This is a genomic window from Moorena producens PAL-8-15-08-1 (genome assembly GCF_001767235.1).
GTDB classification, from domain to species: Bacteria; Cyanobacteriota; Cyanobacteriia; order Cyanobacteriales; family Coleofasciculaceae; genus Moorena; species Moorena producens_A.
In genome coordinates, this window is sequence record NZ_CP017599.1 from 8,049,686 (window position 1) to 8,062,445 (window position 12,760).

General features: G+C 40.8%; 15 protein-coding genes and 1 pseudogene. 13 read left to right on the plus strand and 3 right to left on the minus strand.

Translation table 11 applies throughout. The features are described 5' to 3' along the window. Positions 1 to 6 precede the first annotated feature (6 nt). The 4 genes from BJP34_RS29410 (at position 7) to BJP34_RS29425 (ending at position 3,511) form a co-directional block, all read left to right on the plus strand. Positions 7 to 747, plus strand: a complete 741-nt coding sequence (locus BJP34_RS29410) for a hypothetical protein (protein ID WP_070395407.1) — start codon at positions 7 to 9, stop codon at positions 745 to 747. A 220-nt stretch (positions 748 to 967) separates the two neighbouring features. Beyond that, a complete protein-coding gene (locus tag BJP34_RS29415) occupies positions 968 to 1,894 on the plus strand; it encodes a hypothetical protein (RefSeq protein ID WP_070395408.1) in 927 nt (308 codons plus the stop codon). A 332-nt stretch (positions 1,895 to 2,226) separates the two neighbouring features. Further along, positions 2,227 to 2,796 (plus strand): Uma2 family endonuclease, encoded by a 570-nt coding sequence (locus tag BJP34_RS29420; RefSeq protein WP_070395409.1) that lies wholly within the window; start codon positions 2,227 to 2,229, stop codon positions 2,794 to 2,796. Between the two features lie 379 nt (positions 2,797 to 3,175). Further along, a complete protein-coding gene (locus BJP34_RS29425) occupies positions 3,176 to 3,511 on the plus strand; it encodes a XisI protein (RefSeq protein WP_070395410.1) in 336 nt (111 codons plus the stop codon). A gap of 37 nt (positions 3,512 to 3,548) precedes the next feature. Here the strand turns inward: BJP34_RS29425 and BJP34_RS44775 are convergent, their stop codons facing one another. Next, a complete protein-coding gene (locus BJP34_RS44775; RefSeq protein ID WP_158517537.1) occupies positions 3,549 to 3,713 on the minus strand; it encodes a hypothetical protein in 165 nt (54 codons plus the stop codon). Between the two features lie 2 nt (positions 3,714 to 3,715). Here BJP34_RS44775 and BJP34_RS29430 point away from each other — a divergent pair, with 2 nt between their 5' ends. The 7 genes from BJP34_RS29430 (at position 3,716) to BJP34_RS29460 (ending at position 9,287) form a co-directional block, all read left to right on the plus strand. Beyond that, positions 3,716 to 4,132: a XisH family protein gene (locus BJP34_RS29430; protein WP_070395411.1), complete on the plus strand. Its 417-nt coding sequence runs from the start codon at positions 3,716 to 3,718 to the stop codon at positions 4,130 to 4,132. Then, positions 4,120 to 4,455, plus strand: a complete 336-nt coding sequence (locus BJP34_RS29435) for a XisI protein (protein WP_070395412.1) — start codon at positions 4,120 to 4,122, stop codon at positions 4,453 to 4,455. Before BJP34_RS29430 ends, BJP34_RS29435 begins: the two co-directional genes overlap by 13 nt. 56 nt (positions 4,456 to 4,511) lie before the next feature. After that, positions 4,512 to 5,261 carry an isochorismatase family protein gene (locus tag BJP34_RS29440; protein ID WP_070395413.1) on the plus strand — a complete coding sequence of 250 codons (750 nt, stop codon included), beginning with the start codon at positions 4,512 to 4,514 and terminating at the stop codon, positions 5,259 to 5,261. Between the two features lie 8 nt (positions 5,262 to 5,269). Next, the gene (locus tag BJP34_RS29445; protein ID WP_070395414.1) at positions 5,270 to 6,073 is read left to right on the plus strand and encodes a hypothetical protein; all 804 of its coding nucleotides are present in this window, start codon (positions 5,270 to 5,272) and stop codon (positions 6,071 to 6,073) included. Between the two features lie 135 nt (positions 6,074 to 6,208). Next, positions 6,209 to 7,078 carry a carboxylating nicotinate-nucleotide diphosphorylase gene (gene nadC, locus BJP34_RS29450; RefSeq protein ID WP_070395415.1) on the plus strand — a complete coding sequence of 290 codons (870 nt, stop codon included), beginning with the start codon at positions 6,209 to 6,211 and terminating at the stop codon, positions 7,076 to 7,078. A gap of 108 nt (positions 7,079 to 7,186) precedes the next feature. Beyond that, positions 7,187 to 8,275 (plus strand): alcohol dehydrogenase family protein, encoded by a 1,089-nt coding sequence (locus tag BJP34_RS29455; RefSeq protein ID WP_070395416.1) that lies wholly within the window; start codon positions 7,187 to 7,189, stop codon positions 8,273 to 8,275. Positions 8,276 to 8,333: 58 nt separating this feature from the next. Next, positions 8,334 to 9,287 (plus strand): phytanoyl-CoA dioxygenase family protein, encoded by a 954-nt coding sequence (locus BJP34_RS29460; protein WP_070395417.1) that lies wholly within the window; start codon positions 8,334 to 8,336, stop codon positions 9,285 to 9,287. A 28-nt stretch (positions 9,288 to 9,315) separates the two neighbouring features. Here the strand turns inward: BJP34_RS29460 and BJP34_RS29465 are convergent, their stop codons facing one another. Continuing rightward, a complete protein-coding gene (locus tag BJP34_RS29465) occupies positions 9,316 to 9,549 on the minus strand; it encodes a hypothetical protein (RefSeq protein ID WP_070395418.1) in 234 nt (77 codons plus the stop codon). Between the two features lie 80 nt (positions 9,550 to 9,629). On the opposite strand from BJP34_RS29465, the gene BJP34_RS29470 reads away from it, so the two are divergent. Both BJP34_RS29470 and BJP34_RS37750 read left to right on the plus strand, forming a co-directional pair. Continuing rightward, positions 9,630 to 10,433, plus strand: a complete 804-nt coding sequence (locus BJP34_RS29470; RefSeq protein WP_070395419.1) for a DUF4058 family protein — start codon at positions 9,630 to 9,632, stop codon at positions 10,431 to 10,433. Between the two features lie 37 nt (positions 10,434 to 10,470). Beyond that, a pseudogene (locus BJP34_RS37750) lies at positions 10,471 to 10,599 on the plus strand (nicotinate-nucleotide diphosphorylase (carboxylating)); the annotation flags it as partial. Positions 10,600 to 10,912: 313 nt separating this feature from the next. Here the strand turns inward: BJP34_RS37750 and BJP34_RS29475 are convergent. Then, positions 10,913 to 12,241: an ABC transporter substrate-binding protein gene (locus BJP34_RS29475; protein WP_324610974.1), complete on the minus strand. Its 1,329-nt coding sequence runs from the start codon at positions 12,239 to 12,241 to the stop codon at positions 10,913 to 10,915. Positions 12,242 to 12,760 lie beyond the last annotated feature (519 nt).

Genomic DNA, 12,760 nt, shown 5'->3' on the forward strand with positions numbered 1-12,760 from the left:
AAAACCATGAGAAAAATATTAGCTTTATGGGCAACCCTTCGCTCAACCTCCACCGCCTTTGAAACTATGATGCTCCAAAGAGGTGATTTTCTTATTGTTCACGAACCTTTTGGCTTATCTTACTACAACTCCCCAGACCGTCGCGATACTAATCGTTATCCAGATATAGAACTCAATCCTGAATATAATTACCAAACAACATGGCAAAGGCTAAAACAACAGGCAGATTCCCAGGCTGTTTTTATCAAGGATATGGCTTATTATATGTTCCACGTAGCCGATCGAGAATTTTTGTCTATATTTGAAAATACTTTTCTGGTGCGTCATCCCGCTCAAATGCTCCCATCATTTTACGACAAGTGGCCTGATTTTACTTTAGAAGAAACCGGTTATGCTGAAATCTACAAACTATTTGAAATGGCGAAAGAAGTCAGTGGAAAAATTCCAGTAGTAATTGACTCGGACGATCTGGTACAAAAACCAGAATCAACAGTTAAAGCTTACTGCGATGCTGTTGGTATACCGTTCATTAAAGAAGCCCTAAAATGGGAACCGAAATCCCGTCCCGAACTTACTAATTGGGACGGAGGAACTTGGATCGCTAACGCAATGTCTAGTAGTGGCTTCAAGGAGCAAAAAAAAGATAATTATGTGGCAGTGGAAGATAATAAACACTTACAAAATGCTTATAATTTTTGTTTGCCTTATTACGAAAAGCTTTACGAACATCGACTTCGTATTGCTTAAAGTTGATGTTGAAATTAATGAACATTATAGCAACTATTAAATTCCCCGGTTAATAAATAAAATTATTAACCGGGGAATTTAAAAATTAGAAGGCGATATCAAAAATTAGAGATGAAACTCATGCAAAACAAACGTTTTATAACAGTTGATAGCAACCGTTTTCACTATATGTGGTTGTGGGATAATTGCCAATACTCATTGAAAATCCCTGTGAAGATATATGAAATTCCCAATTAAAGCTGTACGTTTCCCAATAAATCCAATTATTAAGCAGGGAATGCCAGGATTAGAAGGTGATCGTGGTGCTAACATTAATGGTCCATCCCTGATTCGTGTTCCTAACTGGATTGAAAATCCCCTAGGACGCTATTATCTTTATTTTGCTCATCACTTGGGTAAATATATTCGTCTTGCCTATGCCGACTCTCTAGAAGGAGAATGGAAGATCTATGAGCAGGGAACCCTACACTTGGATGAAACAACTTGCTTGGATCATATTGCGTCTCCAGATGTCCATGTTGACAATGAAGCCCAAGAAATACGGATGTACTTTCATGGCGACTATGAGGGGAGGGATAAGTACGATCAGGTGACAATGCTGGCAAAATCTCAAGATGGTCTGCATTTTACTGCTTTGCCAGAGATACTTGGACCATACTATTTTCGAGTTTTCCAGCACAACGGATTCCACTATGCCATTGCCAACAATTGGTATGGTACAGTGATGAACAACCGTCCCATAGCTGGAATTGTACTGCGGTCAAAAGACGGTGTGACTACTTTTGAGCCAGGACAAGATTTTATACCTAACCTACGACACGGTGCTGTATTGGTAAAAGGTGACCGATTGCTCGTATTCTACTCCAGATATGGCGATGCTCCTGAACGTGTTTTAATGAGCTACGTGGATTTAAGCAAGGATTGGGACAAGTGGATTCCTTCAGAACCAGTGACAGTTATTGAACCAGAAATGGATTATGAGGGAGTTGCTTTACCTATTGTCTCTTCGGAAGTTGGTGTTGCAGAAGAACCGGTGCGAGAACTGCGCGATCCAGCTATTTACACCGAAGGAGAAAAAACATACTTACTGTATTCAGTAGCAGGGGAAGAAGGTATCGCGATCGCTGAACTGAAATTTTGCGATTAAAAGGAATTTGTTTAAAAGAATCTTGTTTCGGCACAATTACATAAACATAGGAAAGAAGATTTACTAGTATACCCGAATTTATCACAAGGAGTGCGATCGATCAATTCCTAATCTTATGTATAGCGGTTTGTACCCTAATGAGGTACATATATTTTTTTACCTTTTCCCTCTTCTGACTTCACTGCTCCCTGCTCCCTGCTCCCTGCTCCCTAAAACCCGAAAACTTGTACATTACTAGCTTAAAAAACGCTATACTACAGAATGAAGTGCGAAAAGTAGTATAATAACTACTAACTTAGTTTGTGAAATTGTGGATACAAAGAATAACCAGGATGAATACTATTAACATTCCCCCGACCTTCAAAGTTACAAAAGAACAATTCCAAATACTCGCTACTGCTAACCGAGAAAAGCGCCTCGAACGTACTGCTAATGGAGAATTAATTGTTATGCCCCCTACAGGAGGCAATACGGGAAAACGCAACGCACAATTATCTGCACAATTTGTTATTTGGAACAATCAAACCAAACTCGGAGTTGTTTTTGACTCTTCTTGTGCTTTTCGTCTTCCTAATGGTGCCGATCGCTCTCCTGATGTCAGTTGGGTCAAAATAGAACGCTGGAATCAACTCACACCAGAACAACAAGACACTTTCCCACCCCTTTGTCCTGATTTTGTCCTTGAGTTACGCTCCCGTACTGACACGATGGAAAGTTTAAGACAAAAAATGCAAGAATATTTAGACAATGGCATAAGCTTAGGCTGGTTAATCGATCCCAAAAATAGAATCGTAGAAATTTATAAACCTCAACAACAGGTGAAGGTGTTTAACTCTCCTAAGACGCTATCTGCAGAAGAAGTATTACCTGGATTTAGTTTAAATTTTGAAACCGTTTGGTAGTTAGGATGAAGTCATCGAATTGATGGCTCAAGGGAACAGGGAACAGCGGATCTGGGAACAGTAGGAAAGAACTCGGAGGATTTTTTGGTGTTATAAAGAATCCGCATAATTTTTTATGATATATTTGTAAATACTATACTTTAACTACTACTGATTCCACCTTAGCAGCAATTGAAGCCGCCTTACCCATTGACCCTCAGCCCGATAGTATTAGCGATCGCACTGTAAAATTAAGGTGGATGAGGTCTTTAAGTAGATATGCCAGCTAAAGACATTTACCACGACTGTGTCAAAAATGCTCTCATTTTGGTGAGCTGTTGTTAAAAAACAATCGAGTTCGTCTTTTGGTTTTTGATTCTGAAGCGGAGGATATTATTAAATGGACACTTTAGAGCGAGACCGGGAGATTATTCAAAAAATAATCTCTGACTACGCACAAATTCCTTATTCTTACGGAGAAATTGAACGAAATAGCGTGTTTGATTGTGATCGCGATCGCTATCTATTGATGATAGTTGGTTGGGAGGGAGTGCGTCAAGTTCACGGCTGTATCATTCATGTGGAAATTATCGAGGGCAAAATCTGGATTCATCGCGATGGGACAGAGGATGGCATCGCTGGGGAACTCCTAGAAGCAGGCATTCCCAAAGAGCGTATTGTTCTAGGCTTTAAATCACCCGGAGTTAGGAAGCACACAGGGTTTGCAGTTGCCTAAAGTCACTCTGTAATAAGTAATAAGTGAAGAAGAGGCTCTATCTAATTGATATAGCACTACGGGCAAGGCAAGAGGCAAGAGGCAAAAGGCAACAGTTGAGTACAATAGCTTTTGTTGCTTGTATCAATGTCCTAACTTTAATGCGTAGTGCTATATAATTTAGAGTGATCGCTAATTCCCACAACTTTAAAGTAGAGGTCAACAATGGCAGCCAGAGATACCTTCCATGAAGCCGTAAAATCAGCTTTACAGAAGGACGGCTGGTGTATTACTCACGATCCTCTCTATATCAATTTTGCTGAAGTGGAAATTTACATCGATTTGGGTGCAGAACGACTCATTGCAGCCGAAAAAGATGAAGAAAAAATAGCTGTTGAAATTAAAACCTTTCTAAGGCCTTCGGCAATTTCTGAATTCCATACGGTTTTGGGACAATTCCTTAACTATCGCTTTGCCCTCAAAGCAGAAGATCCAGAGAGATTATTGTATTTAGCTATTCCTCTTGAAATTCACGAGACCTTCTTTGCCCGTCGCTTCGTTCAACTTATTACCCAAGAGTATCAAGTTAAATTGCTTGTATTTGAGCCAACTAAGGAGGAAATTGTTCAATGGCAAAACTAGAGCAATATCGGCAATTCGTAAAAGAGATTCTAACCGAATACAGCAGCCACAAACCCGCTTATGGTGAAGTAGAAGTGGAATTAATCTTTGATACCGAAAGAGACCGCTACCAGCTTGTCCATGCCGGATGGAGTAATCGTCGCCGTATTTATGGTTCCACCATCCACATTGACCTTAAAGATAATAAGATTTGGATTCAAAATGATGGTACAGAAGTTGGGATTGCTAACGTTTTAGTTGAACGCGGTGTGCCTCATCAAGATATTGTTCTAGCCTATCATGCCCCTTATCTAAGGAAATTTACTGAATTCGGAGTGGGATAATAAATAATAACTTAGCTTTTTAAATTGTCCATACCAAGAATAACCAGGAGGTTTTGATGGTAACTTCTTTAACTACTTCCGATGCCACCTTAGCAGCAATTGAAGCGGCCTTACCCATTGACCCTCAGCCCTATACTATTGGCGATCGCCCCACGGGTTTGATCGTTGTGGATGTGCTCAATGGCTTTTGCACTGTTGGTTTTGGTCCTTTGGCTCCAACAGAACCAAATCAGCAAATAGCCACCATGGTATCAGAAAGCGATCGCCTAGCCAAAGCTTTCACAGCCAAAGGTTGGCCAGTCTTAGCTTTCCTAGATACCCACGAACCAGGCAAACCAGAACCTCCCTATCCTCCTCATTGTGAAAAAGGGTCTGGGGAAGAAAAGCTCGTTCCTGAACTGGAATGGCTAGAAACTCATCCCCACGCCACCTTAATTAAAAAAGACTGCATCAATGGTTTTATCGGTTCCATGGATGTAGATACTGGCAACAATAGTTTAATTCGCTGGATAAACCAGCACAAGCTAGAAGTCTTAGTAGTTGTTGGCATCTGCACCGATATTTGTGTAATGGACTTCGTGGTTACTATGCTATCAGCACGCAATCATGATATGGTACCAACGTTAAAAGATATTGCCGTCTATACCGAAGGTTGTTCAACCTTCGACCTCTCGGCAGAGATGGCAGCCCAGCAGGGTTTGCCAAAGACGGCCATTCATCCCCAGGAAATCGCTCATCATGTTGGTTTATACACCATGGCAGAGCGTGGAGCGTTCATTGCTTCTACAATAAATTTACCTTTTTAATAAAAAAAATGAAATCTCGACTAACAATTGTCACAGGTGCAAGCGGCGCTCTGGGTAACAGTTTTATTGAACACTTTCTACAGCAAGAAAATACCACTTGCGTAGCCATTTCTAGAACCCCTCTGGAAACGGATGCCCTGCATTGCAAATTCGATCTTCTCGATAGCCAAGCCGCCGAGCAAGCCATCACTAATCTCGACCTTTCGGAAGTTTCTGATGTGATCCTTATCCATGGCGTAGGCAAATTCAAATATGAAATCGAGACAGAAACCACCGAGGCAGACTGGGATGAAAAGGGAGTTGACGATGAAATATTCTCATCAAACTACCATACCTTTGTCAACGTAGCCCAGCCACTTGTCGAAAAACTTAACCAAGAGCATCAATGCAATCGCCAGACGACCCTTGCTCTTTGTGGTTTCGGTTCTGTTACGGATAAATATAAGATCCCTTTCTGGCGCTCTTATACTTACGCCAAAGATACCTTACGGAGCTATATCCAAGACCTAGCTCAGTCAGAAGACTGGCAAGGACTAATCAGGGGACGGTTTATCAATGTGAGTACTACAGACACAGGTAATGAAAACAAATTGCGACCAAATGCAACAGCTGAAGAGAAAAAATATTGGCTCAAGCCAGAAAAAATCGTCCAGCAATCTCTAGAATCTCTGGAGTCCTTGCAGCCTCTGTGGCAGGAAATAGATGTCTATGAACCCATGCCAGGATTCGAGCCAGACGACTATTACAGCAATTACGATAAAATTCAAGAAAAATGGCAACGACAAATGGGAGCACCATCTTCATTAACTTAACTGCATTTTTGCTAAACTTTTAACTGAGGAGTCTTTCCTATCTCCTGTTTTTGCAAGTTAGGAAAGACTCCCATTGGGAGCTATGAACTAGAAATAGTAGTCTAATTGCATAGGAAATTAAATTGGTTAAGAGTTATGGCAATATTACCTCCCCCAATAGTGTTAGACCCTCTACTTCATCAATGGCTTTTAGAAGATATTGGTAGAGGCGATCGCACCACCCAAGGTTTGTTCACTCAAGAAGCTAGTTCTGGAAACGGACAATGGATTGCTAAAGAAGCAGGTGTAATCGCGGGATTGCCAATTGCAGGGCGGGTGTTCTATTTATTAAATGAACAGGTCAGCTTTATCCCCCTAGTAGCAGAGGGAGAAAGTTGTCAGCCAGGGCAGGCTATCGCTCGTTTTCACGGACCATTTGATGCTTTGTTGATGGGAGAGAGGGTAGCCTTAAATCTAACGATGAGTCTGAGTGGCATTGCTACTCTAACCCGTCAGTATGCCGAAAAAATTGCTGATTTGCCTGCCCAGTTGGTGGATACTCGCAAAACAACTCCAGGCTTAAGACTATTGCAAAAATATGCAACTCAAGTGGGAGGAGCCATTAACCATCGCATGGGGTTGGATGATGCGGTGATGATTAAGGATAATCATATTCAAGCCGCTGGGGGAATTGGGGAAGCGATCGCTCGAATTCGTAAGACTATTCCCTATCCTATGACCATAGAAGTAGAGACAACAACCCTAGCTGAAGTAGAAGAGGCGATCGCCCACAATGCTGATATTATCATGTTGGATAATATGCCAGTTGAGGAGATGGAGGTAGCAGTTAAGCTAATTCGCGTAGGCAACAACAACATTAAAATTGAGGCATCCGGTAATGTTACCTTAAAGACGATTCGTGCAGTGGCCGAAACAGGAGTAGATTACATTTCCAGTAGTGCTCCCATTACTCGGTATAGTTGGTTGGATTTGAGTATGAGATTGGGGAGTTGGGATAAACAGTAGTATCGCCGTTTATATCAACTAGTATAGGAAGTATACCCTGGGATAGATTTTGAAGAAAGTTCGAGCTTATTACTGTACTATTGACCAGGAGGAATTGAGCGAGCGGTCATGACAGAGTTAATGAATGCTGTTATTCTTACCGGATTTGGAGGGCCAGAAAAACTGGTCTATACCCAAGTCCCTAAACCAGTCCCGAAAAAGGGAGAAGTGTTAATTAAAGTAGGAGCTTGTTCTGTTAATAATACAGATATAAATACTCGAACAGGTTGGTATGGTGCGGAGACTAATTTTCAAGCTATCCTGCAAGATACCAAGGAAAATGACCTCAATAGTTCCGCTTGCTGGACGCAACATGGGACTGAGTTTCCTCGAATTCAAGGTGCTGATATTGTTGGTCAAGTTGTGGAAATGGGTTCCGATGTAGAACCGCAACTCCTTCATCAACGGGTTATGGTTGACAGTTGGATTCGTGATGAAACTTTAGATGACTATCAATATGTTGGCAGTGAATTAGATGGGGGATTTGCCGAATATGCCCTCATTCCAGCGACCAATGTTTATCCGATTAAGTCTCCACTTTCCGATCTTGAACTCGCTACCTTTCCCTGTTCCTATTCCACAGCAGAAAATATGGTAACCAAGGGAAGAATTTCAGCAGCAGACACAGTATTGATTATGGGAGCTTCCGGTGGTGTAGGGAGTGCCTTGATTCAATTAAGCAAAATTAGAGGAGCCAAAGTTATTGCCATTGTTGGCGCGAGTAAAGAGCATTTTGCAGAGGAGTTAGGTGCTGATTATGTCTATCGACGGGATCAGCAATTAGCCTCTAATTTAGAGCAACATCTTATTACTGTTGCTCTAGATGTGGTGGGAGGAGATTATTTTAATTTGATGATTAAAGCGCTTCAACCCAGAGGAAGATATGTTTCTTGTGGTGCAATTGGAAATCCAATGGTTCCTTTAGATTTGCGGGATTTGATTTACAAGGATTTAGAGATGATTGGAGCAACGCGGCTTGAACCTGATGTGTTTCAAAGGTTAGTCGGATATCTTGATAAAGGTCTGTTAAAACCTTTAGTTGCTAAGGTTTTTAAACTATCTGACATCAAGGAAGCCCAACAATTTTTTCAAACTAAAGGTTTCTTTGGAAAAGTTGTTATTACCCATACTCAATCAGCCATTGCTGCCAAGATATAACCTAGGATAATTTTGATTTAAAAACGACTAAAACTATGATGATTTAGCCATACAAATTATGGATAATGAAAGCGTTTACCAAGAACAAATAAATAAAAAAAATCCGTTAAAAGCAGAGAGGTTGGTACAGAAAACAATGATATCATTAGTTAATTTAATTACATTCTCTCAAGAAGAAATACGTTCTTTTTCAGAAACTGGGGCTATTAAACTAAAGAACATCTTAACTACTGAAGCAACCGATCACCTAAGAAAGCTAACAACTAACTCGCGTCCAAGAGAGGAATTTACCAAATACTCTACGGATTTTGAAAAGCTTGTTTATGATATTGATAAAGATATCACCTATCAAATTTATTCTTCGCCTAACTTTAAAGATACTTTCAGGCAATTAGTCCCTCAGGAATTAACATTTACACAAAGCCTTGGATTTGAGTTGACGCCGAAAAAGAAGGGCGCTGCCTGGCATCTTGACACTATCAGCTTTAGTTACATTATGCCAGAGGACTTGGGATATACTCTATGGATTCCGCTAGATCCCATTAACACTCGCGAGCAACATGGAGGCATTGCATACGTGCCCCGAAAAGCTTACTCTGGGGATGCCTATTTTTCCCTACTCTATCAGCTTGTGAAGAACGGAAAAATCGATGAAGTTTGCCAACTTGAAGATTTCAATCGTTTTAACTTCCAATATGCTTCTCAGATGGAAGAACTAGCGTTAGAAAGCTGCAAGGTAGAACATGATTTGGAAGTGGGTGATGCACTTTTATTCGATAAGTATGTTTGGCACAAATCTTGTCCACTTAAAGAAGGTGTATTGCCATCGAGAAAAGCTTATGTGATGCGTCTTATTGGCAGTCACTCCCACTACTCAAAAATGTTTCTCGATGGTATGTATTCACTAATAAGATCTACAGGTGAAGAACCGCAGACTCTTTTTGGTTATAAGGCATTAGCACACCTGAAAGATGGTGATCCTATTTCTGAGGATATCATTGCCAGGACTTAGGTAATATAATCTCAGTGCGTAGGGTGCGTTAGGGGCGGAAAGCCTCTGATTTTTCGCCTCGTAGCCAGCGTTGGGATACTCCGCCCCGTAACGCACCACCAAAAGGCTCGCCCTCATTTTCTCGGTAGCCAGTGTTGGGACAGTCCGTCTGAAGATTGTAACGGGCAAGATGCCCATTCCACCAAGATGCCCATTCCACCAAGATGCCCATTCCACCAAGATGCCCATTCCACCAAGATGCCCATTCCACCAAGATGCCCATGCCACCCACCGGGTCAAACAGCTTTAATGAGATCCACCCTTAGCTTCTCTGTTACACCGTCAGTTTAAGTATAAATCACTATGCCCTCACCATTCCCTGGAATGAATCCCTATTTAGAAGATTCAGCCTATTGGTCAAGCGTACATCATTGGCTAATTACCGAAATTGCTCGGTTATTAAACCAAGAGTTAGCCCCTAAATATGTAGTTGCGGTAGAAGTGCGAATCTACGAAACTAGTGGAGAAAAGTCCACGCTTATTGGTATTCCTGATAATGTCATTGCTAAAAGCTCTGAAAATACTATCAGAGCTCCCGAGTCTAATGTAGCTGTTGCAGTGCCTCCTACCGAACCTTTAACGATAGAACTTGCTCTGACAGAAACTATTAAGCAAGGATATCTAGAAGTTAGGAAAGTTGGGACAGGAAAAGTTGTTACGGCTATTGAAATTATTTCTCCTATCAATAAAAATGTAGGAGAAGGTCGGAAAAAATATGAAAACCAACGTCAACTTATTTTAAATAGTAAAACAAATTTTGTAGAAATAGATTTACTACGTCAAGGTAATTCACTGATTAATTTAAATCAGAATATCGAGCGTGACTATCACATTTTAGTTAGTCCTAGTAATCAACGCCCTCAAGCCTATCTATATGCTTTTAACCTTCAAGATGTGATTCCTGTTTTTCCTTTACCTTTATCTCCAGAAGATTCAGAAATTAGTCTAGATTTACAAAGGATTTTACATCAAGTTTATGACCAAGGACGCTATGATTTAATGATTGACTACAAACAAAAAATTATTCCTGCTTTATCAAAAGCTGATGCAAGTTGGGTAGAAAATATTTTAAAAAACAAGGATGAAGTTAAAAAAACATTAAATTAAAGGATTTATTGGATAACTTGAGATAGTAACTCGTTAAACTCAAGTGGGAGGAGCCATTAACCATCCCATGGGCTTGGATGATGGGGTGATGATTAAGGATAATCATATTCAAGCGGCTGGGGGAATTGGGGAAGCGATCGCTCGAATTCGTAAGACTATTCCCTTTTACCGAATCCTTACAAATCCGATCTGACATATAGTATCTAGTTTAAATGTAAACATAGAATTGATGGCAACAGGCAGCAGGCAACAGGCAACAGAATTGTTTGGAATTTGTAGCCAATAGTTATAGCCAATAGTTAACTATTTCATATAATACCAATTTTAAAAAATATTCCTACAGATTAATACTCTCCCCATTTCCCCATCTCCCCATCTCCCCATCTCCCCATCTCCCCATCTCCCCATCTCCCCATCTCCCCATCTCCCTATCTCCCTATCATCCTATGTAGTAGGCATAAATAAAATTGGTATAAGGGTTAAGGAATTGGCACAAATTCATACTCCAAGCTAGAACTATTACTTGGTTCAATTGTCACCAACTTGACCGGTTGATAGCGATCGCCTGATGGAAAAAAACGAATCGGAGCAGCAGCACCTCTAGCAAAAAAGTTCGGTGCTGAAAGTTCCTGTTGAACTCCGGTGCGACTAGGATTACGTCTAATCGCAGCACTTAGGGCTTGCACAGCATCATAAGCCATAGCTGTGCGCCAGTTAACATCAATACCCCAAAGCTGATCAGCGGTTTTGGGAAATTCCGAACCAGGCTTGGCTAGGGGATGCCACGGTAATGCTAGTACCATCCCTTTAGCATCTTTACCTGCTACTGTCAATGTCTTAGTACTGTAAACTTGATTTCCCGCCAAAATCACTAATTGTTGACCCAAGCTATTGCGGTGTTTGCTATTGAGTTGAACCACATTTAGTACCTGATCAAGGCTGCTAGAATCAGCACCTAACATCAGAACTTGAGCACCACGATTAATCGCTTGTTTAAAGCTTTTAGCAGCACTAAAATTTTGATCAGACACGTCAAACTCACTAACTACTCGTCCTCCTTCCAAGAAGACAGCGGTTACAAACTCTGACTTAAGAGACTGACTAGACTCACTTTGAGAATTGTAGAAAACAGCAACATTATACTGCTTGAGGTCTTGCAGCATGTGTTTAGCTAATGCTCTAGCTGCCAGGAGATCATTCGGTACACTACGAAAAACAAAGTCGCTAATTCCTGATAGGTTTACTGAAGTGCTAATGGGAGAAATTGTTACTAATTTACCGGATTCATAGCTATCTGCTGTAGCTTGGGTCACCTTGCTGTTGAAATTACCAACAACTGCCAAAATCTCTGGCTTACTCACCAACTTTAATGCTAATTTTTTGGCCACCTCTGGATTATTATCATCATTAGCGATGAGTACTTTGAGAGGAATACCTTTAATTCCACCAGCTTGATTGATTTCCTGTTGGGCTTGAGCCACACCCCGAAGTATATCTTTGGCAGTATTTATGTCATCACTAATGGACACAACAGCAGCAATGGTGTAAGAGGGTTTGTCCCCAATACGAGCGTTATTAACGTAGATGAGAGCTTCTGGATCATCACGGTGGAGGTCTAAGGATTCCGTGAATTTAACAACTGCCTGGTCGTAGTTACCAGCAGTAACCGCTTCTACTCCTAGCTGTTTTTCCAGTGTTGTTGAATCAGAAAATAAAATATGGTCTCCTTCACTAAGGTAATTTGGTATGCTTGTTTGATCTGAAGACGTATTGTTCGATACCAGGATAGATAAGGGAGATGTGGTCACTTTAAACCACCACAGACACCCTGATACCAAAGCTAAGGAGATCATCAATGATAGCCCAAGAAGCTTAGTTTCGTTGTTCTGATACATACGCTAGTGCTAATTTTTATACAGCCAAACCCTGTTGATTACCCGTAATAATATTTAATACTAATTTGATACTAATTTGTTTTGTAATCTTTCAAGGTAATTTATGAGTGGAATGGTTGACGGTTAACGGTTGACGGTTGAGGGTCAACGAAAAACCATCAACGGCGGTTCAGATAATGACCCTGTAGAATACAACTAAATACAACTAGTTAACAAAAGCCCTTGTTGGATACTCCTGGTTAAGTAAATAACTTATGGAAATAACTTATGGAAATAACTTATGGTACAAGATTTTACCACTGATTAGGTGACAAAATGGCAAAAATATTGATCAGTCCTGAGTTCTTAGTCCTGATTCCTTAATCCTTAGTTGTTAGTCAACTCGACTGTTGGCATTGCTGAATAGGGTTTGGGTACTCAAATCGAGTTAGG